Source organism: Nocardia sp., assembly GCF_025465275.1.
Lineage (GTDB): Bacteria > Actinomycetota > Actinomycetes > Mycobacteriales > Mycobacteriaceae > Nocardia.
The window spans coordinates 14,551-38,194 of the sequence record NZ_JAODNK010000127.1 but is presented as its reverse complement, the minus strand read 5'-3'; the positions used below and the strand labels follow the sequence as shown (position 1 = coordinate 38,194).

The 23,644-nt window shown below is 67.3% G+C and carries 23 protein-coding genes and 1 pseudogene; 4 read left to right on the top strand and 20 right to left on the bottom strand.

The features are described 5' to 3' along the window. Positions 1–17 precede the first annotated feature (17 nt). Positions 18–1,499, top strand: a complete 1,482-nt coding sequence (mycP, locus tag JWN03_RS27690; protein WP_366914477.1) for a type VII secretion-associated serine protease mycosin — start codon at positions 18–20, stop codon at positions 1,497–1,499. A gap of 12 nt (positions 1,500–1,511) precedes the next feature. Here mycP and eccB read toward each other — a convergent pair whose 3' ends face one another. Continuing rightward, entirely contained in the window at positions 1,512–2,987 is a 1,476-nt protein-coding gene (gene eccB, locus JWN03_RS27685) for a type VII secretion protein EccB (protein WP_297621201.1), read from the bottom strand. Positions 2,988–3,101: 114 nt separating this feature from the next. On the opposite strand from eccB, the gene eccE reads away from it, so the two are divergent. Beyond that, positions 3,102–4,748: a type VII secretion protein EccE gene (gene eccE / locus JWN03_RS27680; protein ID WP_297621199.1), complete on the top strand. Its 1,647-nt coding sequence runs from the start codon at positions 3,102–3,104 to the stop codon at positions 4,746–4,748. Here eccE and JWN03_RS27675 read toward each other — a convergent pair. The 4 genes and pseudogenes from JWN03_RS27675 to JWN03_RS27660 form a co-directional block, all read right to left on the bottom strand. Continuing rightward, on the bottom strand, positions 4,736–5,290 hold the full coding sequence (locus JWN03_RS27675) for an NADPH-dependent FMN reductase (protein ID WP_297621197.1): 555 nt from the start codon (positions 5,288–5,290) through the stop codon (positions 4,736–4,738). The two genes, eccE and JWN03_RS27675, sit on opposite strands and share 13 nt — an antisense overlap. A 312-nt stretch (positions 5,291–5,602) precedes the next feature. Further along, on the bottom strand, positions 5,603–6,727 hold the full coding sequence (locus tag JWN03_RS27670; RefSeq protein WP_366914479.1) for an NAD-dependent epimerase/dehydratase family protein: 1,125 nt from the start codon (positions 6,725–6,727) through the stop codon (positions 5,603–5,605). Then, positions 6,725–6,988, bottom strand: a pseudogene (locus JWN03_RS27665) (NAD-dependent epimerase/dehydratase family protein); the annotation flags it as partial. The pseudogene JWN03_RS27665 and the gene JWN03_RS27670, both read right to left, overlap by 3 nt. Positions 6,989–7,091: 103 nt before the next feature. After that, the gene (locus JWN03_RS27660) at positions 7,092–7,907 is read right to left on the bottom strand and encodes an S-methyl-5'-thioadenosine phosphorylase (RefSeq protein ID WP_297621195.1); all 816 of its coding nucleotides are present in this window, start codon (positions 7,905–7,907) and stop codon (positions 7,092–7,094) included. A 70-nt stretch (positions 7,908–7,977) separates the two neighbouring features. Here JWN03_RS27660 and JWN03_RS27655 point away from each other — a divergent pair, with 70 nt between their 5' ends. Beyond that, entirely contained in the window at positions 7,978–8,334 is a 357-nt protein-coding gene (locus tag JWN03_RS27655) for a metal-sensitive transcriptional regulator (RefSeq protein WP_441343066.1), read from the top strand. A gap of 9 nt (positions 8,335–8,343) precedes the next feature. Here JWN03_RS27655 and JWN03_RS27650 read toward each other — a convergent pair whose 3' ends face one another. The 15 genes from JWN03_RS27650 to JWN03_RS27580 all read right to left on the bottom strand — a co-directional run bounded on the left by JWN03_RS27650 (position 8,344) and on the right by JWN03_RS27580 (position 22,120). Next, positions 8,344–9,327 (bottom strand): nitrilase-related carbon-nitrogen hydrolase, encoded by a 984-nt coding sequence (locus JWN03_RS27650; protein ID WP_297621191.1) that lies wholly within the window; start codon positions 9,325–9,327, stop codon positions 8,344–8,346. Between the two features lie 113 nt (positions 9,328–9,440). Then, positions 9,441–10,403, bottom strand: coding sequence for a helix-turn-helix domain-containing protein (locus tag JWN03_RS27645; protein ID WP_297621189.1), 963 nt, complete (start codon positions 10,401–10,403; stop codon positions 9,441–9,443). Between the two features lie 141 nt (positions 10,404–10,544). Then, positions 10,545–11,420, bottom strand: a complete 876-nt coding sequence (locus tag JWN03_RS27640) for a nitrilase-related carbon-nitrogen hydrolase (RefSeq protein WP_297621187.1) — start codon at positions 11,418–11,420, stop codon at positions 10,545–10,547. Between the two features lie 68 nt (positions 11,421–11,488). Beyond that, entirely contained in the window at positions 11,489–12,472 is a 984-nt protein-coding gene (locus JWN03_RS27635; protein WP_297621185.1) for an AraC family transcriptional regulator, read from the bottom strand. 430 nt (positions 12,473–12,902) lie between these two features. Next, the gene (locus JWN03_RS27630) at positions 12,903–13,868 is read right to left on the bottom strand and encodes a helix-turn-helix domain-containing protein (RefSeq protein ID WP_297621183.1); all 966 of its coding nucleotides are present in this window, start codon (positions 13,866–13,868) and stop codon (positions 12,903–12,905) included. 271 nt (positions 13,869–14,139) lie between these two features. Further along, positions 14,140–15,054: a tRNA pseudouridine(38-40) synthase TruA gene (gene truA / locus JWN03_RS27625; RefSeq protein WP_441343065.1), complete on the bottom strand. Its 915-nt coding sequence runs from the start codon at positions 15,052–15,054 to the stop codon at positions 14,140–14,142. 17 nt (positions 15,055–15,071) lie between these two features. Then, complete coding sequence (gene rplQ / locus JWN03_RS27620) at positions 15,072–15,581, bottom strand: 50S ribosomal protein L17 (protein WP_297621179.1); 510 nt, start codon at positions 15,579–15,581, stop codon at positions 15,072–15,074. A 51-nt stretch (positions 15,582–15,632) separates the two neighbouring features. Next, on the bottom strand, positions 15,633–16,691 hold the full coding sequence (locus JWN03_RS27615) for a DNA-directed RNA polymerase subunit alpha (RefSeq protein ID WP_297621177.1): 1,059 nt from the start codon (positions 16,689–16,691) through the stop codon (positions 15,633–15,635). Between the two features lie 113 nt (positions 16,692–16,804). Then, the gene (rpsD, locus tag JWN03_RS27610; RefSeq protein WP_297621175.1) at positions 16,805–17,410 is read right to left on the bottom strand and encodes a 30S ribosomal protein S4; all 606 of its coding nucleotides are present in this window, start codon (positions 17,408–17,410) and stop codon (positions 16,805–16,807) included. 25 nt (positions 17,411–17,435) lie between these two features. Continuing rightward, positions 17,436–17,849 (bottom strand): 30S ribosomal protein S11, encoded by a 414-nt coding sequence (rpsK, locus tag JWN03_RS27605; RefSeq protein WP_297621173.1) that lies wholly within the window; start codon positions 17,847–17,849, stop codon positions 17,436–17,438. Between the two features lie 9 nt (positions 17,850–17,858). Beyond that, positions 17,859–18,230 (bottom strand): 30S ribosomal protein S13, encoded by a 372-nt coding sequence (rpsM, locus tag JWN03_RS27600; RefSeq protein WP_297621171.1) that lies wholly within the window; start codon positions 18,228–18,230, stop codon positions 17,859–17,861. A gap of 232 nt (positions 18,231–18,462) precedes the next feature. Continuing rightward, positions 18,463–18,576 (bottom strand): 50S ribosomal protein L36, encoded by a 114-nt coding sequence (gene rpmJ / locus JWN03_RS27595; protein ID WP_067561702.1) that lies wholly within the window; start codon positions 18,574–18,576, stop codon positions 18,463–18,465. 120 nt (positions 18,577–18,696) lie between these two features. Continuing rightward, complete coding sequence (gene infA, locus JWN03_RS27590; protein ID WP_297621168.1) at positions 18,697–18,918, bottom strand: translation initiation factor IF-1; 222 nt, start codon at positions 18,916–18,918, stop codon at positions 18,697–18,699. Positions 18,919–20,194: 1,276 nt separating this feature from the next. Beyond that, positions 20,195–20,365: a hypothetical protein gene (locus JWN03_RS27585; RefSeq protein WP_297621166.1), complete on the bottom strand. Its 171-nt coding sequence runs from the start codon at positions 20,363–20,365 to the stop codon at positions 20,195–20,197. A gap of 1,437 nt (positions 20,366–21,802) precedes the next feature. After that, entirely contained in the window at positions 21,803–22,120 is a 318-nt protein-coding gene (locus JWN03_RS27580) for a hypothetical protein (RefSeq protein ID WP_297621271.1), read from the bottom strand. Between JWN03_RS27580 and JWN03_RS27575 the strand changes: the two genes are divergently transcribed. Then, on the top strand, positions 22,092–23,510 hold the full coding sequence (locus JWN03_RS27575; RefSeq protein WP_297621259.1) for a nucleotide-binding protein: 1,419 nt from the start codon (positions 22,092–22,094) through the stop codon (positions 23,508–23,510). The genes JWN03_RS27580 and JWN03_RS27575 overlap by 29 nt on opposite strands. Positions 23,511–23,644 lie beyond the last annotated feature (134 nt).

Genomic DNA, 23,644 nt, shown 5'->3' with positions numbered 1-23,644 from the left:
GCCGAACGGGTAATGCGGTGAATACCAGGGGTTTCCATGCGAGGGCAGCCGGTCCAGCGCGGGCGTGGCACACCACCGGGCTGCGGACGGTCGCCGCCGCCGCGACGCTGGCATCGATGATGTCGTTCGGCATGGACTCCGGTATCGCGGCGGCCAAACCTGAGGCGGCCCACACCGAACGGCCCCCGGCCATCGACCCAGGCCTGCTGCCACCCGGAGGTCCCGCGGCCCCGCCGGGCAAAACAGAACACCCGGCCAACTCCCCCTGCATCAGCACCCAGGCCGGTGGCGACGGCCCGACCATCCCGCCCACCCAGCGCGCACTGGACCTGGAGCACGCCTGGCAGTTCTCCCGTGGCGCAGGCCAATTGGTCGCGGTCATCGACACCGGCGTCTCCCCGCACCCGCGCCTGCCCGGCCTCATTCCCGGCGGCGACTACGTCGCCAATTCCGGTGACGGCACCGAGGATTGTGATGCGCACGGCACCATCGTCGCCGGACTCATTGCCGCCAGCCAGGTCAGCGGCCAGGGCTTCTCCGGCGTCGCCCCGGACGCCCGGATCATGACCATCCGCCAGACCAGCGCCATGTACCAGGCCGAGGGCGCAGGCCGGGACAAGGGCCCCGACGATATGCCCGACGGCTACGGCAAGATCTCCGCACTGGCCTCCGCCGTGCGCCGGGCCGCCGATGCCGGAGCCCGGATCATCAATATCTCCCTGGTGGCGTGCCCTACCAGCCGACCCGAGAGCACCGAGATGGGCACACTCGGCGCGGCGGTGCGCTACGCGGCCGTGGAGAAGGACGTCGTCATCGTCACATCCGCGGGCAATACCGATAGTTGCAAGGCGAGCAATCCGGGCTTCGACCCCTTGCATCCGAACGAAGATCTCTGGGATCACGTCAATTCGTATGTGGCCCCGGCCTGGTGGGACGACTACGTGCTGTCCGTCGGCTCCATCGACGCCTTCGGCCAGCCCTCGAAGTTCACGGTCCCCGGTCCCTGGGTGGGGGTGGCCGCGCCCGGCGAGGACGTCATCTCTCTGGACCCCCGCAATACCGGCCTCACCACCGCCAAGGTCACCAACCAGGGCCAGGTGAACCGTTACAGCGGAACGAGTTTCGCCGCACCGTACGTCTCCGGTGTTGCGGCCCTGCTGCGTTCACGCTTCCCGGCCATGCCCGCGCACGATGTCATCGAGCGCATCGAAGCCACCGCGCATGCCCCCGGCGAAGGCTGGAATCCGTATGTCGGTTACGGCGCAGTCGATCCCGTGGCCGCACTCACCGCGGAGATACCGAACGAACTGCCGCCCAAGCAGCCCAGCGCCGCCAAGGATCAGCAGCTGGCGCTGCCCGCACCGAGTCCTGCACCGAACAACACCGCTCGCAATGTCGCGCTCATCGGCACGGGCATTGTCGGTCTTCTGCTGGTGCTCGGCTTCCTGGTGTCGTTCCCCCTGCGCCGCAGGTTCGGCATGCATTCCGACGACGCCTGAGGCAAATACAGCTCAGTTCTGTGCTTTGACAGGATCTTTCGCCGGATTCGGGTCGGGGACGACACCATCGTGTGCCACCATCGCGGACTCACGGCTCAATGTCGGCCCGGAGGCGATCAGACCGGCGATCGACCACGGCGCGGGTTCGGGACGCACCGATTCCGGGTCCATGCCAAGGGCTTTGGCCGACTCCAGATTCTTGATGCCATACCGGACGCCATAGTCCGAGACGAAGAACAGGCTGTCGCGCCGCTGGCTATCCGGTTCGATGCCGGTGGTCTGCACGTACGCGCCCGCGCCTGGCTTCATATAGAAGCTGTCGACCGCCGGGCCATTGCCGTCGGCCTGCGCCAGCGGCACCAGCCGGGCGCGGTCCGGAATGGGCACGGCATGGCCGGTCAGCACGGTCAGATCGGCGTGCCTACTGCCATCGGTTTGGTCGGCGGATTCGACCGGCCGCCAGGACAGGCAGTCGACCGGCTGATCCTTGCCGTCCACAATGCCCGGGGCCGTGTCCGGGTAGTTCGCGACCGGCAGCGCCGACGACACGGGTGCACCGGTGCGATCGGCCTGGCCGATGTGGTCGTCGGCGGCCGTGGACCGGTAGGCATTGCGGACGATATCGGCGGTCAGTGCCGACACCGGCTGCAGCCCGTCGGCGAGCACGACGTAGTTCTTGTTATCGGTGCGCACCTGCACCACATCACCGATGCGGTGGTCGCCGATCGAATAGTTCAGGGCCGCACCGACATCCGCGATCAGCGGCGGCACGATCGGCAGTACCTCCGGAATGGAGTCGAGCAGCCCCGGACTGATCGGCCGCGGCGTCAGGCCGCGAATATCGAGCGCGTCCACCACAGCGCGATCGTTCATATCCACCTGGGCACGCTGATTGTCGTAGACCAGATAGGTGTGATCACGCCCCTGCACGAGCAGACCCTTACCCGAGTCCAGCCCGGATACTTTGCCCTGCACCGGATCACCTGCCAGCACCGACGTGGTCAGGGTGCGACTGCCGTCATTGGCGAGCACATCGCAGATCGTCCAGGTGCGGCCATTGGACTTCGATTCGAAGGCGAGCGAGGCGGGAGCGCCGGGAATGCCGATGAGCTGCCCGCGCGGCTTCTTCGCGAGTTCGGTCTCCTTCACGGTGGCGGGTTTGGCGGCCTCCCCCGCCGCCAGGCGCGCCGAGGTCAGGTTCAGCGCCGGGTGCACCACATTGTCGAGGACCACGTAAACGGCCCCCGTGTCCTTACCAATGAGGATCTTGTTGGAACCGATCTTGTCCTGGGGCCGTAGCAGGGCAAGTACTCCGCAACCCGCCAATGCGACGCACGCGAGGATCAATCCGACACTGAAGGCCCGCGACTGCGACCGCATCGGGTCGTGCAGCATCCGCACGTCCCTGCGAACCAGGGCGTGTTCCATGCGACGAACCAGGAAGCGATAGCCGCTCACCTGCCATCGGGTCGTCGGTTTTGAAGGCATTGAAACTCCCCCGACCAGTCATTGCGCTCGCCGCACACAGTACAGTTCTGCACGATCTTCATTCGCACTCGGCCACGAAGCCGCGGGGCCGAACCGGGTTATTGGGGGACGACGATGGCCGCATCCGGCACCATTTCGCGCCCCTTGCTGGGCCGGATCACCCTGGCGAACCTGCTGGTCGCCCAGGTGACCGCAGTGGTCGTACTGGTCATCGCGGTGGTGTGCGGAATGCCGTTCTGGGTGGCCTTCGGGGTCGCCATAGCGTGCGGACTGGTCTTGTTGTTACCTCTGGGCAAACGAACAGTTTGTGACTGGCTCGGCACCCGGATCCGCTTCCGCGCCCGCCGGCCGCACCCGCGCACCGACCTCATCGACTTCCACGGCACTGACGGCCGCTCGCTCGGGCTGTTCCGGGACGGCAGCCGGGTCGTCGCGGTGATCGAGGTCCTGCCGCCCAGGGGCGGACTGACCCGGCTCGGCCGCTCCACCGTGCAGGCCTCGCATCTGCTGCCGCTGCCCGAACTCGCGAAAAGCCTTACCCAGCACGACATTCTGCTCGCCGGCGTCGATATCGTCTCGCACGGTCACCGCAGTCGCTCCGGCACGCCGGCTGGCGCCATCTACGAATCCCTGCTCGGCCCGCTGCCCGCGACCGCACACCGCACCGTCTGGCTGGCCATCGCCTTCGAACCGCTGCTGTGCCCCGATGCGGCGGCCCGGCGCGGCGGCGGACTCGACGGCGCCTGCCGGGCCGTCACCATCGCCACCCAGCGCATCCTGCGGACCCTGGAGGATGCGAACTGCCCGGCCCGCACGCTCACCGCCCCCGAGATCACCCAGGCGGCCCTGCAGATCACCGCGGGCCTGGACCCACGCGAGCTCACCCAGCACTGGCGCTACACCGAATTCGGCAACAGCGTGAATATCGGCGCGGCCGTGGACCCGGCGCGACTGGACTCCGAACAGCTGGCCCAACTGTGGGTGCCCGCCTCCCGCGGCACCACGGTGGCGCTGCGGCTGCGACCGGGCCGCACCGCCGACACCGTGCGCATCGGCGCGGCCTGGCGGCTCACCACGCGGGAACTGCCGCAGGAGCAGCTACAGCCGCACATGATCTCCATGAACGGCCGCCACCACGAGGGTCTGCTCGCCCACCTGCCGCTGGCCGTGCCCGGCGTGGACAGCGCCGTGCCCACCCAGGTGCGCGGCATCGAGGAGATCGGTGCGGTGCAGCTGGCCTCGGCCGGTTGCGGACAGCTGCTGGGCTCCGACGACGAGGGCAATGGTGTCGCGGTACGCCTTGTGGGCCAAGGCATTTCGAGCGTGTACGTGTCCGGGGAACTGTATCTGGCGCAGCAGCTGGTGTTCCGCGCGCTGGCCGTGGGCGAACGCGTCCTGATTCGCACCCAACGGCCGCACGCCTGGGAGCAGCTGCTCACGACCATCGGCAATCCCGAACGCCTGACCCTCGCCGCCGAAACCCACGAATCCGATGCGGGATTCACCGCGGTGCTGGTGGACGGTGTACTCGCACCCGCGCCGCACGCCGGTGTCACCACCCTCTACCTCGCGGGCGATCCGCTGGGCTGGCCGGGCGCGCGGCCGGATCTGTCCATCGTGCAGCCGGATGCGATGGGAAATCGCATCACCTTGCGCAGCGGCACGACGCAGGTGGAATTGAACCTGGTCTCCATCCCCCGGGAATCCACCTACATCGGGCAACCCCGCGCGGCGCACGCCCTGGCGGGTCAGCCCGGATAAGGTTCGGCGGCCGCGCGCAAAGTCCTTCCCCACCAATCGAGTTGCCGCAGCAGGCGCTGCGCCGCATCGACCGCCGCACCGTCCTGGGTTTCCCCCGCCGCATCGAATTTCCGCTTGGCTTGGTGGAAGCTGACGGTCTCGCGGATCGACACCATGTGCACCTCGGCGACCACCTGCCGCAATTGCTCCACCGCGCGCAGCCCGCCCGACAAACCGCCGTAGCTGACAAAACCGATGGGCTTGCCCCGCCATTCACGCTTGGCGGTGTCGAGCGCGGTCTTCAACGCTGCCGGATACCCGTGGTTGTACTCCGAGGTAACCACCACGAATGCGTCTGCGGCATCGATCCTTTCGAGATACGCGCGCACCTCGTCTGTCACGCTCAAATCCACCGGCAACGGCGTATCGATGAGATCGATGACCCCCACCTCGAACCGCTCATCCGCCCGCGCCACCCGCAGAAACCAGTCCGCCACCACCGGCGCGAACCGCCCCGCCCGCACACTCGCCACAATGACTTCCAGCCGCAACGGAGTACTCACGGCGCTATCTTCCCCTGCCCCCTCCACACAGTGCGCGCCCCACACCGCACAACGCGCGTCCCCGTCAAGCAGTCCTTACAGACACTGCTCGACACGAAAGCAGGCTGCGCGATGCGCCCGGGCATACCTATTGCATCGCACAGCGCGCGTCCTCGGCACACAGCCTCTGTAGGGGCGGCGTCATGAGTAAGCGGGCTGTGCGATGCACCCGAAGTCTTCGGCCTCGGCTTGAGAAGTCGCGCGGCCACTGCGCTGGTAGCCCTGGCCGCGAGGCGGATTCGGCTGGGCGCGGATTCGGCTGGGGTGTTGGCTTCAGCGGCTGTCGGCGGAATTGGCGGCGTAGGCGGCGAGGCCAGCGGCGGGGGTGATGCGGGCGGTGAAATCCAGTGCATGGCGGGCACGTTCGGGATCGGCGACCAGGTGCCGGATATCGGTGATCCGATAGTGCCCGGTCACGATGGGCGACGGACCGTTCAGCGCCTTCGACATGGTGGCGGCCACCTCCCACAGCGTGAGCGGCCGCCCCGAGGCGATATTCAGCGGCACGAACCCGGCCAGCCGCCGCTCGACGGCGGCCACGGTGGCGGCGGCGATATCGCGCACATGCACGAAATCCCTTACCTGCCCGCCGTCCTCGAAAACCTGCGGCGCCCGTCCGGCCCGCAGGTCCGCCCGAAACCGTGCCGTCACAGCCGATTCCGCCGACCGTATCCGCCGCGCGTCCACCGGCTCCCCGTACACATGGTGATACCGCAGCACCGTGGCCGCCGACCCGGTACTCGCGACCCAGGCCAGCGCATAGTGCTCCTGCGCCACTTTGCTTGCCGCATAAGCGCTCCGGGGCCGCAGCGGCGCATCCTCACCCAGCGGCTCCCAGGTCAGCAGCTCACCCGTGCGCGGCGCTCGATGATCGAACAATCCCCGATCCAGATCCCCGCGCCGCCGCAATCCGGGAAAGAACGGCCCGGACCGCCCCGCCCGATACCGCCCCTCGCCGTACACGGCCACCGACGACGCCAGTACCAGCCGCCGCACCCCGGTGCGCTCCATGGCCGCCAGCAATATCGCCGTCCCCGCGTCATTGTGGGTGGCGTACAGGGCAGCCTGCTGCATCTCCAAGGGCCCCGGCCGCGTGGCGCCGTGCCCGGCCTCCCCGACCGGCGCACGCACACACGGCCCGGCCCCGTGCCCGACATCCTCCCGCCGCCCGGTTCCGGCCCGGCCGCGCCCACCGGCGTGGCCCAATTCGTGTGCGATGTCGGATCCGCCGGCGGACTCCGGCCGCCCGTCGGATCCGACACGGCCATCGCCGTCACCGCCGGCCGAGCCGTCCGGATCGGGGCGATTACCGTCACCGCTGGGCGGCTGAACGGGTCGAGGCGATGCAGCGAGCGAGCCGCTCTCCGGGCCGGACCGCAGCGCCGACTGGTCCAGCACCGGAACCGCGGCGGCCAGATGGCAAACGACGTCCACACCGCGCAGCAGCGGCTCCAAGGCATCCGGATTGCGAATATCGACGAGGGAAACCCGCTCGGGCGCAGCGACATTCGGCCCGTGCACGACTTCGAGCATGGCATCCACGGCAATAACCTCATGGCCCGCGGCGAGCAGGGCGCGATGCACGTGGGCGCCGATATAGCCGGCCGCACCGGTCAGCAGTATTCGCGTCCGGTCGGCCTGCGGTCCGCCTTCGCTCATGACTTCCAGCGTAGGCGACCGGCACCGGTGCGTGCCCGGGAGAATGCCGAAGGCCCAGTCCGACCTGGGAAGATCGGACCGGGCCTGCGTTCCGGGGTCGGTACTACGGCAGTTCGAACGGCAACTGGACTCCGGTACCGGAGTGCACGGCGCAGTCCGCGCAGGTGTCATCGCCCTCGACGGCGGCGACGGCCCGGCGCACCAGCGCCTTGAACGGCACCAGGTTTCGCTCGAATTCGGCGAAGACATCGATGGCGCTGACACCGTGCCCGGATTCCACACCGGCATCCAGGTCGGTGACGAGAGCGATTGCGGAGTAGCACATTTCGAGCTCACGGGCGAGGACGGCCTCGGGATGCCCGGTCATATTGACCAGCTCCCAGCCCAGTCCGGCGAACCACTGGCTTTCTGCGCGCGTGGAGAAGCGCGGGCCCTGCACCACGACCATGGTGCCGTGATCCTTCAGCGGCAGTTCGGTGCCGGCGGCGGAAATGGCGGCGGTGCGCAGCTCCGCGCAGTACGGATCGGCGAAGGAGACGTGCACGCCGCCCGCGTCGAAGAAGGTCTGGTCCCGGCCGGAGGTGCGGTCGACCAGCTGGTCCGGCACGGCCACGGTGCCCGGACCCCAGTCGGCGCGCAGGCTGCCGACCGCACAGGGCCCGAAGATGCGGCGCACCCCGAGCGAGCGCAGCGCCCACATATTGGCCCGGTAGGGCACGGTGTGCGGCGAGAACTCGTGCTTGCGCCCGTGGCGCGGCAGGAAGGCCACGGAACGCCCCTCCACCTCGCCGATGGTGATGGGCGCACTCGGCGCGCCGAAGGGGGTGTCGACCTCCACCGTGGTCGCGTCGTCACCGAAGAAGTCGTAGAACCCGCTGCCGCCGATAATGGCCAGCGTGGCCCGAGGATCCGAACTCATGCCGCAATTCTTGCGCATGCGCGCATGAGTGGTGCTACCAGTCCCGGACCTGTACCCTAGGGGGGTATTGATGCCGGGAGTGAGGAAATCGTCGGTGACCAACGAAGAGACCACCACCGCCGAGCCGTCGACACACGACCACTCGACGCACGGCTACATCACCGCCAAGGACGACTACCTCAAGCGGCTGCGCCGGATCGAGGGTCAGTCCCGCGGCCTGCAGCGCATGGTCGAAGAGGAAAAGTACTGCATCGACATCCTGACCCAGGTCTCCGCCATGACCAAGGCCCTGCAGGCCGTCGCCATGGGCCTGCTGGAGGATCACATCAGCCACTGTGTGGTCGACGCTGCCATTGCGGGCGGCCCCGAGGCCGAGGCCAAGATCAAGGAAGCCACCGACGCCATCGCGCGTCTCGTGCGCTCCTGACCCGCCGGCTCAGCAGGCTGCCGTATCGCCCGGATACTGCCCGAGCGTGAGCGGCACCGCCCAGCGGTCCGCACCCAGGCGCCGCGCCGCGCCGGGACGCGCCGCCCGGGGAACCTGCTGGCCGGTCTTCCTGATCCGGTGCCGCAGCGTGAGATCCGAATCCGAATCCCCGGCGCGCGACGCGTCCAGTTCGAGGTCGGCGAACAGAATGCCCTCCGCGCCCTCGTCGAGCGGCGTGACGACATCGGTGCCGTCGGCCCCGTAGATCCGCGCCCGGCCACTGCGCGTGACGGCAGGGGCGCCGCCGCGCCCCGCCCAGCCCGTATCGGCGACCACCACGCAGGGCGCGACCACATACGCACCGGCCTCCAGCGCGTACATCCGGCTCACGGTGACACTCGAATCCGGTCCCGGCACTTCGCCGTTCAGACCGCCCGGCCAGGCCGCCACGTGGATCTGCTCCTCGTCGGCGCGCAGGGCACGGGTGAGCAGCGGGCGCTGATTCTCCTGTCCGGTCAGCGCACCCACCTTGCCGATGATGCTGTGATGCACGGTCGGGAGATTCGGTGTGCCGGAAGCGAATACCTTGCGCTCGACACTGTTGAGTCCGGCTTTTCGCCGAACCGAAATCAGCTGGCCCATTTCGTCTATGACGGCCTGTGCCATATAGATTCGGCGATCCTGTCGTTCCCCGAATCCGAGCACCACCTGGATGCCGTAGTCCCGTGCGGCGGCAGTGATTCGACGCATTTCCGCACCATCGCGAATCATCGAATTTTCGCGACAGCGAGTCGAGTAGTCGACGTTCCACTGATTGGATTCCACCCAGCGCCACCACGGATAGCCCGGGAGGAAGGTCTCCGGGAATGCGACCAAGCGCGCCCCACCCGCAGCGGCTGCGCCGATCAGTTCAACGACATGCTCGACACCTTCGGACAACCGCAGCCATTTCGGCTCGGCTTGGACCGCAGCGACTCGCACCGTATTCCTCATCCGACTTCCTTCATGGAAGGTCATGCTTTCGAATGGCCAACAACGGCACCATGGCAACATGTGCCGGATTACCGACTTTCCATGCCACTGCGATGTTCATACCAATAAACAGTTCAAAGCAATGTACGGAATGCGCCCGGCGTTGTCCCCATTTCCGTACGGAAGGATCGGTAGAAACTACGCTCGGTCAGGAAACCCGATTCCCGTGCAACCACAGACAGCGGCAACTGCGGTCCGGCGCGCAACAACTCGCAGGCACGTTCGATTCGCATGCGGCGCAACACCGCTCCCGGACCACCCTCGAACTCACCGAACACGCGATACAAGGTACGCCTCGACATTCGGCAACCCTCGGCGATTCGATCAACTCCGAGATCCGGATCTGCGCAGTTGTCGCGCATGAACGAGAGCACCCGTTGACGATTCAACGCATCCGCCGACTGGTCCCGGGCCACGCCGCCCGAGGCCGCGACCACGGCCGCGGCCAGCAGGTCCACCCCGGGCTCGGCGAGCAGCGCCGCGCCGCCCGGATCGGTGTGCTGCAATCGCGCGACACCGCGGAAGAATTGCGCCACGATTCCGGCCGAGCTTTCACCCGAAAAGCTGGTGGCCGTCGGCACTTCGGTACCGATCACTCCGTATCTTTCGCGGAGCTTGCTCATCGGGACCTGTAGCACGACCTGTTCCCACTCCTGGTCGAATTCCCAGTGGTAGGGCCGGGAAGTGTCGTAGAACACGATCCCGCCGGGACCGACTTCGGCGACCCGGTCGTCCTGATGCAACCGCGCGGTGCCCGCGAGCGGAATACTCGCGAGCAAGAACTCGTCCTCGGCCCGCGCTATCAGCTGACCGGTCCGCTGTATCACCTGCGGGGTCGATCCGACCACCGTCAGATCGAGATCGCCATATCGCGCATGCTCGATATGGCCACGAAAGACGTGGGTCGGTGTCGGCGAAACCGCAAGTGGCACATAGGCCGCGCTCACATGCGCTTCCCAGCGCTCGAAAGCCTCCACCGCCGACGCTTCCACTCCGGATCGCACCTCGATCCGATTGACTTCCGCAGACCTCTCCACTCCCCATCCCTCGACAACCATCGGCGGCCGCTGACCGGCCGAATACCGGGCAGTGTGTCAGATTCCGGAACACCGGGCCAATAGCCGCGAATCACTATCGCCCGTATTGCCGAACCGCCGCGACGCCACATCGGCGAGTCGCTATGCGGCGGACTCGCAACTCAGCTCGAGTTCGAGATCCGCGTACAGGATGCCCTCCTCGTGCCCACTCAGCGGAGCCGCCAGCTCCTCTCCCCCGGGTGCATAAATGCGCGAGTGCCCACCGGGGCCCCGCACCAGCTGTTTGGCAGGTTCCGCACCGCCACGGCGACTTTCGCTGCCCGCCACATCCATCACCGAGCAGGCGGCGACCACATTGAGATTGCCCACCACCGCGTACCAGAGGGTGGCCGCATTGTTCACCCGCACTCCCCAGTCCACATCCCGCGCGATGATGAAACCCGGCCACGACACGATGTGCACCTGTGCGCCCGTACGCTCCAGCTCCTGGCGCGCGGGCAGGTGCAATTGCTCCGATCCGCCCTGCACGCCGATGCGGCCGATATCGGTACGGAACACGTACGGCTCGGTCACCTCGCCGGAGCGAAAGATGCGGTGCTCCAACGGCGTCAGCTCGGGCTTGCGGCGCACACCCGCCAGCACACCGCGATCGTCGATGAGGCACTGCGACATGTACAGCGCACTGCCACAGCGCTCGCTGAAGCCCAGTAGCACATGTATCCGATGCCGGCGGGCGGCATCGGCGATGCGGCGGAATTCGGTGCGGCCCACCGTCATCGAATTGGTCCGGTACCGGGCGAAGAACCCCTGGCCCCAGCTGACCGAATCCAGCCACAACCACCACGGATAGCCGGGTAGAAAAGTCTCCGGGAAGGCAACCAACTGCGCACCGCCGGCTGCCGCCGTCTCGATGAGTTCGATGGCCTGCTGAACCCCCGCACGCAAGTCCAGCCAGCGCGGTTCGGCCTGGACGGCAGCTACGCGCACCTTTGTCGGCACCTCGGCTCCCTTCGACACGATGGGGATGATCTGTGCCATCACCCTTCGCCGAACGTCTGCCGCGTGCAGCGACATCCCGTGCCGAGCTACCGACCGGGTGTGCCTGGGTCCAATTGGGCGCGGAATTGACCGGGCGTCTGCCCGGTTTCCTCTCGGAACGCGCGATAGAAGTGCCGGTCCGTGGCGAATCCGGAAGCCGCGGCAACCGCCGCGAGGGGCCGGTTGAGATCGGCGCGCAGCAGCCGGCGCGCATGCTCGACCCGCATGCGCCGCACGAGTGCGGCGGGACCGCCGAAACCCTCGCAGAGGCGATACAGGGTGCGGCGCGAGACCAGGCACGCATGCGCCACCTCGTCCACGGTGAGCTCCGGATCGGTGAACCGGCGGCGGAGGTACGCCAGCACCTGCTGACGCGTGTACAGCGAATCCGAGGGGGCGGGCGAGTTGCGCCCGGTCGCCAGCAGCACCGCGGAGGAGAGCATGCCCGCGATCTCCGAATCCAGCACCGTCGCGGCCTGATTCGTCTCATCGGGCGGCAGTTCGGCCAGCCCGCGGAAGAAGCCGGCCACCACGCCGAGTGCACCCGTGGTCGGCATCGGCGTGGCTATCGGGAGTTCGTCACGCACCAGGCCCGCATGCTCGAGCACCAGGTGCATGGGCGCGCGCACGATGGCGGACACCGAATTCTCGGTGGTCCGGCTCTCGATCGGGCGGGCACTGTCGAAGAAGGCGATGGAACCGGCAGGACTGTCGGCGATCCGGCCGTTCTGCTCGGTTCGGTTCTCGCCCTTGACAACAATGTTCACCAGCAGGAATTCGGCGCTGGCCTGCTCGATCTGGCGTCTGGTGCGGAAGAGCCGCTGCGCACTGGCGGACATGAGCGTGAAGCTGGAGCGATCGAACTGCGTGGTACTGACCTTGCCGTGCCAATGTCCCCGGGCCAGCGGCTCGATCGTCGAGGGCAGCACGGCATCGCCGACGATCGCCTCCCACTGCTCGAACGCCTGACGAGCCGAAGTGTCCGAACTGGAGCAGACTTCGGCGGCGCTGGCGTTTGCCGCGTTACCCACTTCAGCATCATCCCACCCCGAAGCCCCCGGCAAACGAATTTGCATTCGTTTGAAACAGGCGAAACGGACTAGTTGCCGGGTATTCCGGGCAGTCCGCCTGCCCGGTCGTCGGCGGCTCGACTAACGACCGGGCGGCGTCTCCGCATCGCATGACCCGGTCCGTCGGCTTCATCGACGCCGAACCAGCGCTGGGATGTGCAGCGCTGACGTGCACTCGGCGCATCGCCTCGGGGCAGAATCGGACGAGGAGACCGCCGGTGCACGGGATCAACGAGTTGGCTCGGGAAGATCACCGGTATGAACCGGATGCTCCCCCAAGTATTCACATCGTTAGCCACGACGTGACTGCCCACTCGTGCCAGATCACTGACTATTCACGTCAGGTGGGTTTGACACTACATCGCACACAATGTGCCTCGCGGCGTGCGCATCACGCGTGCACGGTGCGGAATTCGCCTGGCGTCATACCCATCTCGCGCTTGAAGGCCCGATAGAACTGCCGCTCCGAGACAAATCCCGCAGCCCGCGAGATCGAGAGCAGCGGTCTTGACGGATCTGTCCTGATCAGGGCGAGTGCGCGCTCGATCCGGGTGCGCCGCAGCATGGCGGCCACCCCGTCCTCCCCGTTCTCGAACAGCCGGTACAGGGTGCGCCGCGACACCGCACAGGCATTCGCCACATGGTCCACCGTGAGCCCGGGGTCGGCGAAGTGTCGCTGGATGTATGCCAGCGCCGCCTGTTTGGTCAGCGCCTGCCCCGGCTCATCGTGCGGAGTGTCCCCCGCCGCCAACTGCACCACCGAGGCCAGCAGTCCGGTGCCGTGCCGTGCCAGCACCGCCGCCTGATCGGGCGCGGTCTGCTGCAATTGCGCCAGCCCGCAGAAGAATCGGCCGACGATGCCCGCCGCGCCCTCCGGCGGAAAGCGCACCGCCGTCGGCAGCCGATCCGAGGCCACCCCGGAGGCGCCCACCACCTGCGCCAGTGGCACCTGCACCGCGACCACACCCCAGGTCTGCTCGAAATGGGCGGTGAAGGGTCGCGAACTCACGTAGAGCATGAGCCCGCGGTCCGCCATGACCCCGACGCGACCGTCCTGCTCCAGCCAGCCGTGCCCGTGCGTGGTCACGGTGGCGAACAGAATCGGTTCGTCCGGTTCGTGGATCAGCCGCGGAACCCGCGAGATGTGCTGTCCGCTCGCGGTCAGGGTGGAAACGTCCATATCCTCGAAGCGGGACTGCACAATGCGGGCCTTGAACTCCCCCGTCCGCACCGGGGTGACCACGAGCGGCACATAGGCCTGTGCCACCGCAGCCTCCCACTGCTCGAAAGTCTCCTTCTCGGAAACTTCGGGTGTGGACTGCACCTCCACCACTGCGGGCTCAGAGCCGCCGGTCATTGGCCGATTGTCGCACTATCGGCGAGGCCTGAAGTCGAAATCCCTTCACATCGTCCAACTTTCGGACTTCAGGCCCGAATCGAGGCTGCCGTCCGAACACCTGTGCGCCGAATCAGCCGCCCGGCAGCGCCGCAGATTGCAACCTGCAGCGCGAATCTTCACGGCGGACTTGAGGATTCACGACGGCAAAGGTTTCTGCGACCGCAAAACAACTGCGACTCCAGAAGGTGTCCGAGTCAACGAATTCTGCTCCGCGATAAGCGAATTCGCGTCAGTCGCCGCAGCAGCCGGTGGAATCGGGCACGGTACGCATTTCGCGGGTCGCCATATTGCGAGCCGCAAGCTCCGAATCCACTGGATAGTCCACAGCAATGAGGCTCAGCCCGTGCGCGGGCGCGACCGCGACGGCGCTCGCACGCTCGCGTTCGTCCAGCAGCCCGCCGACCCACTCCGGCGTGCGCCGGCCCTCTCCGACCGACAGCACCGCGCCGACCAGACTGCGCACCATGGACCAGCAGAAGGCGTCCGCACTGACGTACGCGGTGAGCAGATCGCCTTCCTGCTCCCAGTCGAAACGCTGGAGTTCGCGAATCGTGGTGGCGCCTTCGCGGCGGCGGCAGAAGGCCGCGAAATCGTGCAGCCCCAAGAGCTTTCGGGAAGCCGCCCGCATGGCCTCCAGATCGGCGCCGGCGCGAACGGGCACCACATGGCGGGTCTGCAGTGGTTCCGCACCGTACGGGGCGGTGGTGAGGCGATAAGCATAGTGCCTGCGAATGGCCGAGAACCGTGCGTCGAATTCCGGCGGCACAAGGCGAACCCCGGTGACCCGCACATCCTTCGGCAGGAACCGGGCCAGCCGGTGCAGCAGCCGCGGGCCGTCCAGCTCGCCGTGCGTATCGAAGTGCGCGACCTGACCCTGCGCGTGCACACCGGCATCGGTGCGACCGGCCACCGTCAGCGCGATGGGTTCGCGCCGCACCTTGCTCAGCGCCTCCTCCAGCACGCCCTGCACGGTGCGCAGGCCGGGCTGGCGAGCCCAGCCGGTGAAGTCGGTGCCGTCGTAGCTGATGTCCAGCCGTACCCGAACCGAAACCGGCTCCGGCGTCTGATCCTCCACGGTCACAGCGATCTCCTGGTTAACATGAGTGAAGCCCGCCGACCCGGAGGGGACGGCGGGCTTCCTCATGGAATCCGATGGAAGACTTAGTCTTCCTTCTTCTCCTCGGCAACAGCCTCGGCCGGAGCGTCGGCAACGACCTCGGCCGGAGCGTCCGCGACAACCTCGGCCGGAGCCTCGGCGACGGCCTGCTGCGAAGCGGCGACACGACGGGCCCGATCGGCCTCGTTGGTCACGGTCTTCTCGCGGACCAGCTCGATGATCGCCATCGGAGCATTGTCACCCTTGCGCGGGATGGTCTTGATGATCCGGGTGTAGCCACCCTCGCGACCCTCGAACGCAGGTCCGATGTTCGCGAAAAGCTCGTGCACTACGTCCTTGCTACGGATCACCTTCATCACCTCGCGACGGTCGGCAAGGGAGCCGGCCTTCGCCTTGGTGACAAGCTTCTCGGCGTAGGGGCGCAGCGCCTTGGCCTTGGACTCGGTGGTCGTGATCCGACCGTGCTCGAAGAGCGCCGTCGCCAGATTGGCGAAGATCGCCTTCTGGTGCGACGCCGACCCGCCGAAGCGGCGGCCCTTCTTGGGCTTGGGCATTGGGGAATCTCCTGTGTCTAAGGCCTATTCGGGGCGCCTACCCCGTACGGCCTAAAGCTGTTCGGTCTCGGCGTAGTCCTGCTCGCCGCTGTCGGTGTCGCTGAACGAACCGCTGTCGCTCCAGGTGCCGCTCGCCGCGTCGTAACCGACGACGGAGGACGGATCGAAGGAAGCCGGGGAGTCCTTGAGGGACAGACCAAGCGAGTGCAGCTTGACCTTGACCTCGTCGATGGACTTCTGGCCGAAGTTACGGATATCCAGCAGATCGGACTCGGTGCGGGCAACCAGCTCGCCGACGGTGTGAACACCCTCGCGCTTGAGGCAGTTGTAGGACCGCACAGTCAGATCCAGGTCCTCGATCGGCAGACCGAACGAGGCGATGTGGTCCGCCTCGGCCGGGCTCGGGCCGATCTCGATGCCCTCGGCCTCGATGTTCAGCTCGCGAGCGAGACCGAACAGTTCGACCAGAGTCTTACCCGCCGACGCCAGCGCATCCCGTGCGGAGATCGAGTTCTTGGTCTCGACATCCAGGATGAGCCGGTCGAAGTCGGTGCGCTGCTCGACACGAGTCGCCTCGACCTTGTAGGTCACCTTCAGAACCGGCGAGTAGATCGAATCCACCGGAATCCGGCCGATTTCCGCACCCGACGCCTTGTTCTGCACGGCAGGAACGTAGCCGCGACCGCGCTCGACAACGAGCTCGATCTCCAGCTTGCCCTTGTCGTTCAGGGTCGCAATCTGCATGTCCGGGTTGTGCACGGTCACGCCGGCCGGGGGAACGATGTCCCCACCGGTGACGGTGCCCGGGCCCTGCTTACGGACGTACATGGTGACCGGCTCGTCCTCTTCGGACGACACAACCAGGCCCTTGAGGTTCAGGATGATGTCGGTGACATCTTCCTTCACGCCGGGAACCGTGGTGAACTCGTGCAGCACGCCGTCGATGCGGATGCTCGTGACAGCAGCACCCGGGATCGAGGAAAGCAGCGTGCGGCGCAGCGAGTTGCCGAGGGTGTAACCGAAGCCCGGCTCCAGCGGTTCGATGGTGAACCGCGACCGGTTCTCGGACACAACCTCTTCGGTCAGTGTCGGTCGCTGTGAAATCAGCATGGATTTCTCCTCCTTCGAGCGTCCACTATTTGACGCTCACGACTGGAAACTGTTCCCGCCCCAAAGCTTTCAGCAGAAGGGCGGCAACCAGCGATGCGCTTACGCGCACCTCATTACTTCGAGTAGAACTCGACGATCAGCTGTTCCTGGAGCGGAACATCGATCTGCGCACGCTCGGGAACCTGGTGAACCAGGATCCGGAGACGGCCCGGAACGACCTGCAGCCAACCCGGAGCCTTGCGGTCGCCGACGGTCTCGCGAGCAACCTGGAAGGGCAGCGTCGTCAGCGACTTCTCCTTGACATCGATGATGTCGTACTGAGAAACCTGGAAGCTGGGGACGTCGACCTTCTGGCCGTTCACGATGAAGTGACCGTGGCTGACGAGCTGACGAGCCGCACGACGGGTACGGGCCAGACCGGCGCGGTACACGACGTTGTCCAGACGGGTCTCGAGCAGACGCAGCAGGTTGTCGCCGGTCTTGCCCTTCTGGCGGTTCGCCTCTTCGTAGTACTTGCGGAACTGCTTCTCCATGACGCCGTACGAGAAGCGAGCCTTCTGCTTCTCCTGCAGCTGCATGAGGTATTCGGATTCCTTGATCCGCGCGCGGCCGTGCTGGCCGGGCGGGTAAGGACGACGCTCGAACGCCTGGTCGCCTCCAACGAGGTCAACACGAAGGCGACGCGACTTGCGGGTGATGGGGCCTGTATAACGAGCCATTGTTCTCTACCTTTTCCTTCCCGCTTTAGACGCGACGCCGCTTGGGCGGACGGCAGCCGTTGTGCGGCTGCGGGGTGACATCGGAGATCGTGCCGACCTCGAGGCCGGCGGCCTGGAGGGAGCGGATCGCGGTCTCGCGGCCCGAACCCGGGCCCTTCACGAAGACATCGACCTTCTTGACGCCGTGCTCCTGCGCCTTGCGGGCAGCGTTCTCGGCGGCGAGCTGCGCGGCGAACGGGGTCGACTTACGCGAGCCCTTGAAACCGACGTGGCCCGAGGACGCCCATGCGATGACGTTTCCGGCCGGGTCGGTGATCGACACGATGGTGTTGTTGAACGTGCTCTTGATGTGCGCGTGGCCGTGCGGGACGTTCTTCTTATCCCGGCGACGCGACTTCTGAGTCTTCTTCGGACCTGAAGTCCGGGTCTTCGGAGGCATGCGCTATCCCTACTTCTTCTTGCCGGCGACGGTCTTCTTCGGACCCTTGCGCGTGCGGGCATTGGTCTTGGTCCGCTGACCACGCACGGGCAGGCCGCGACGGTGGCGAAGACCCTGGTAGCAGCCGATCTCGATCTTGCGACGGATGTCGGCCTGAACCTCGCGGCGCAGGTCGCCTTCCACCTTCAGAGAGGAGCGTTCGATGTAGTCACGGAGAACCGTGAGCTGCTCATCGGTGAGGTCCTTCGAGCGCAGATCGACGCTGACGCCGGTCGCTTCCAGGATCTCCTTGGATCGGGTACGGCCAATGCCGAAGATGTAAGTCAGCGCGATCTCCATGCGCTTTTCGCGCGGGAGATCGACGCCCATCAGACGTGCCATGTGGCAGTTTCCTTAATGGTTGCGGAGGTCTGCTCCCTGGCCGTCCCCTCGTAGTGGGGCCCCGGCCTCCGTACCGGGGGAAGGCCGCCGTCCGCCCCGAAAGGGCTCGACAACGGCGACTGGCGCTGGGAGTTACTTCTTTATGCCTGCCAAATCCGAACTGCATTCGGTGCTTGGCTGGTGAGCGCCCGGTCCTCCTCGCGGAGTTCCGGAGACCCGGCCTAGACCGGGATCAGCCCTGACGCTGCTTGTGGCGCAGGTTCTCGCAGATCACCATGACCCGACCGTGACGGCGGATCACCTTGCACTTCTCGCAGATCGGCTTGACGCTGGGGTTGACCTTCACGTCAGATCCAATCTGGTTCCGTGTGCTCACTGGCCGTGAACACAGTTTTTCCCCGGCCGGAAATGGCCGGGGAAGACCCGGAGCACGTGGCCCCGGAAATCTAGCGTCCCCCGAGGGAAATCACTTGTAGCGGTAGACAATCCGACCACGGGTCAAGTCGTAGGGCGAAAGCTCCACGACGACGCGGTCCTCGGGCAGAATACGGATGTAGTGCTGCCGCATCTTGCCACTGATGTGCGCGAGAACCCTGTGACCGTTCTCCAGCTCAATCCGGAACATCGCATTGGGCAACGGTTCGACCACCCGGCCCTCGACCTCGATGGCCCCTTCCTTCTTTGCCATATCCTCCGCGATCCCGTTTTAGGCTGAACCTGGTTGGTTCGAGCTCACCACGTCTTTTCGGCCTGTGTAGTTTTTCGTGCACCGTGTTGGTAGTGCACTGCAGCCGACCTGGTGACATACTCGCTGACAGCAACGTGGCCGTTTCTTAATAGAGACATGCCACAGCCAGCAGGTAGGTGCACCGCCGACCTAGCCTACCCGTTTACGCAGGAGCGGCCAAATAGGGCCTGCTCTACGTGGGCCAGAACACCCCGCGGGGCATCAGAGGGGTGCAAGGCTACGAGGCCCGAGCACGGGACCGGGGGAGATCGCTAAACTACGGCCTGTCCCGCAAGACTGCTCCAGACACGGGGGTTGATGTGAGCCGCAACAACGACGGCCTCCCCATGCTTCCACCATGGCTGTCCGAAAGCGACGTCTCCCAATCCGGTTACGAAGCTCCGGTCGAGAACCTGCCCAATGACGACCTCATCCCCGAGAAGAAGTCGGCCCGCCGCCTGTTCGGCAACCGCAAGGCCCGCAAGGACGCCGGCCCCGACCTGCCTCCGGACGACGCCCCCACCTCGGACGCAGCTCCCCGAACACCCCTACCGGGCCGGTCACCGCAGGCTCCCACCACCACGCCGACCCTGGGCCCCCAGTTCAGCTCGTCCCCGGCGCCCCAGTTCAACGCGCCTGGGCCACAGTTCAACGCGCCGTCAAACGGCCATCAGCAGGGCCCACAGCCGGGTACACCCCCGCAGAACGGCACTCCCCCGCAGAGCTTGCAGTCCGGCATTCCTTTGCCAGGCCCTGCTGCGCCCAGCACGCCGGTGCCCGGCACCGCACCCACGCAGGCGCAGCCCACGACCCGGCCGGATCTGCTGCCGCCCTCTCCCGCAACGGAATCCGGCCCGCGCTTCAGCACTCCCCCCGCGCCCGCCACTCCACCGGCAGGCCCGCAGCCCGCCGCGCCCACCCCAAACCTCGCCCCCACCACCGGATCTGCACCCAAACAGCCGGCGCCGGGCCCGCGCCCAGACCTGCCACCGCCGCCCACTCAGCGCCCGGATCTGCCGCCGCCTCCGGGAGTTGATGGCGCACAGCCGTCTTCCGGGCCGAGCTTCGCCAGCGCGCCTGCTCCTGACGCACCGCGGAGTGCGCCGCAGCAGTCGGCATTCGTGCCGCCGCGCCACTCGACCCCGCTGCCACCGGCACCCCCCGGACTCGGACCGGATGCTTCGCGACCGCCTATTCCCGATGCGCCGCAACGGATTCCGCTGACCGGTGCGCAGGGTCAGGGTGCGACCATCCATACCGATGGGCCGACAACGCCGCCCGCACCCGGGCCGCGGGAGTCCGCGCCGCCGAAGCCGCGCATCCCGGATGCGCCGCCGCGGAGCGCCCAGCCCAGGCCTGCGCAGGGACCGCTGTCGGCTCCGCTGACGCCGCCTCCGGGCGTGCCCACACTGCCGCCGCCACCGCACCTCGGTCCGGCCGCGCAGCCGATTGATCAGGCCGGACCCGGCTCCACCGCACCTTCGACCCCGCAATTGCCCGGAACCGGTGTGCCCCCGGCCTTCCCGCTCCCGGGTACCCCCCTTGACGACATTCTCGCGCCGCCGAGCGGCCCCGTACCGCGGGTCCCGACCAGCACCGACAACCCGGCGGACATGACGGTCCGAGTGCCGCTGACTCCCGCCCCCGGCTCCACGGGTGACCGCGAAACACACTCAGGCACAGCGGCATCGACACACGGCACCGAACCCGCGGACCACGCCTCCGCCCCTGCTCGCGGCGCGACACACGGCGACCTCCACGACCCGAGCGTCGGCTCGGTGAGCGACGCCCCGCTCGCCCCGACAACGAATGGGTCGCGCACACCGGGCAAGCCGCCAGCGGCACGCAGCGACAGCGCCCCCAGCAGAGTCGACGCCCAACCTTCCGACAAGGGCCACGTCAACGCACCTGCCCCGGATCACAAACCCGCTCAGCCGAATTCACCGGCACCCGCCACACCCGAAGATTCGCCCACAGGCGCAGGACAGCCGCCCAACAGCGGCCGCCACCGAGCCCTGGACGCGCCCCTCCCGCCGCAGCACCACGCCAAGCCACCCAGCCTGGGCCAACCCGCCTCCCCCGGCACAGGCCAATCACCCGCCTCCGCCCCGCTGCAACCCCCAGCGCCCGTCCCCGCGCAACCCCCCGTGCCCGGCCCAGGACAACCACCGGCCTCCAGCTTCGATCAGTCCCCCGCGTCCGGCACAGGGCAATCTCCTGTGTCACGTACGGGCGAGGCTCCCGTGTCCGGTCCAGGACAACGACCGGCCTCCGGCCCCGGGCAATCCCCTGCATCAGGCGCGGGGCAACCTCCTGTGTCACGTACAGGCGAGGCTCCCCTGTCCGGTCCAGGGCAACCGCCCACGTCCGGTCCAGGACAGCCCCCCACGTCCGGTCCAGCGCAAGCGCCGGCATCCGGCCCAGCACAGCCCCCCGCATCCGGTCCAGCGCAAGCGCCGGCATCCGGCCCAGCACAGCAGCCCGCATCCGACCCAGGACAGCCCTCCTTGGCTGGTCCAGGACAGCCCGGCCCGTACGGTCCGCGGGGCGGACGGTCGCACGGCTCGGGGGCACCCAATCCTGTTCCGCCACAGCGTGGACCGCAGGGGTCCGGCGACGGCTGGCAATGGATGTCGCCGCCCTCTCAAGCGCCGGCCGCACACGGCCCAGCAGCCCCGCACGGACCCGGACAGCAGGGCAACCCGGTCGGCGCGCAGCCGCCTTCCGGCTCGGCCGCACCCATCTGGAACCAAGTCCCGCCGCAGCAGGCGGCTCCCGTTGCGCCGCAACAAGACCCGTGGCAGGTAGCTCCCGGACAGGTCCCGCCCGGCCAAGCGCCACACGGTCAGCTCGCACCAGTCACCGATGCACCGATCGGGTCCGACCCGAACGGCCCACCCGCCCAGCCGCCCGCCGACTCCTCCGCACCCGCCTGGAACCAGATCCCGCCGGAGTCGGCGGCTCCCGGTACGCCACAACAGAATCCGTGGCAGGTCGGCCCCGGACAGGTCCCGCCCGGCCAAGCGCCACACGGTCGGTACGCACCGGCTACCGGCGCACCGATCGGATCGAACCCGAACGGCCCGGCCGCGCAGCCTCCGGCCACTTCACCCGATTCGTCGAGTGCCACCTCGATGCGGCCGCCACTCGACTCTGCACCCATCGGGTCCCCCGCATCTGAAACGAATGGAGCGCCCAACGCTCCGGCACCGGGTCAAGTTGTCCCGCAGCCGAATTCGTGGCCGCAGCCTGGGCATGCCGACAATATCCACGGTGCACTCATCATCGGTGACGGCCTTCCTGTGCAAGGCAGCGCGGCGTGGCCCGGCAGTGGCGGCGCACCGTCCGAGCCCGCTCAGCCAGAGTTCGGCGGACCGGGCTCGGACGCACAGCAGGCGGATGCGAGCGCTAACGGTGGCCCGGGGTCGGTGCAGCCGGGCAATGGCCAAGCAGCGCAGGCAACTTGGGGCGCGCCCGGACAGTCGGGTCCACACGGCCAGGCGGGCCAGTACGGTCCCGGACAGCAGAGTCCATACGACCAAGGACAGCCCGGTCCGTACGGTCCGGGGCAGGCGGGTGGGTATACGCCGCCCTCGGGTCCTGTGCAGTATGGGATGGGTGGGCAAGGGCCCTCGCTCGATGATGTGCCGATGCGGCGGGCGAAGAAGTCTCCCGGGTCGGGGTGGCGGCGGGCTGTGCATCATGTGTCGGGTGGCGCCATCAATCCTGGATTGTCGGCCGAGGAGCGGCGACTGCAGGAACTGGTGGCCCGAATTCGGCAACCCGTGCGCGGGGATTACCGGATTGCGGTGTTGTCGCTGAAGGGCGGCGTCGGGAAGACGACGACGACCATGGGGTTGGGGTCGATCTTCGCCTCCATTCGCGGCGACCGGGTCATTGCGGTGGATGCCAATCCGGACTTCGGAACGCTGTCGCAGCGGGTGCCGTTGCAGACGCGGTCGACGGTGCGGGATCTGTTGCTGGATCCGACCATTCAGCGCTACTCCGATGTGCGCCGGCATACATCGCAGGCCTCGAGCCGACTGGAAGTGCTTGCGAGCGAACGCGATCCGGCAGCATCGGAGGCGTTCAGCGAGGACGAGTACCGCAATGTGGCGCGCATCCTGCAGCGCTTCTACAACATCATCCTCACCGATTGCGGTACCGGCCTGATGCATTCGGCCATGGCGGGCGTACTCGATCTGGCACATTCCCTGGTGCTGATCTCGTCGTCGGCCATCGACGGCGCGCGCAGTGCCGCCGCCACCCTGGACTGGTTGTCCCTGCACGGCCACGACCACCTGGTGCGCAATGCCGTCGTAGTGATCAACCTGCCGCGCCCGGGCGCGGCGAATGTCGGCATCAACCAGCTGCGCGACTACTTCCTGTCGCGTTGCCGCGCAGTGCATATCATCCCGTACGACTCCCACCTCGGCGAAGGCGCCGAGATCGATCTGACCCGCCTGCAGAAGGAAACCAAGCGCGCGTACGTCGAACTGGCCGCCACGGTGGCCGACGAATTCGCCGTCGACCATCGCCGCTATCGCGACTGATAACGGAAGGTTCGCCGACTCCACCGCCGCCGGGCATTCCGGCAATGGACGAGTCGGCGTGCCGGCCCCCACCCCACGCGCCTAATTGTCGACTGTGTCCTGCGTCTCTATAGGGCAGATTGGCTGCCGACCCA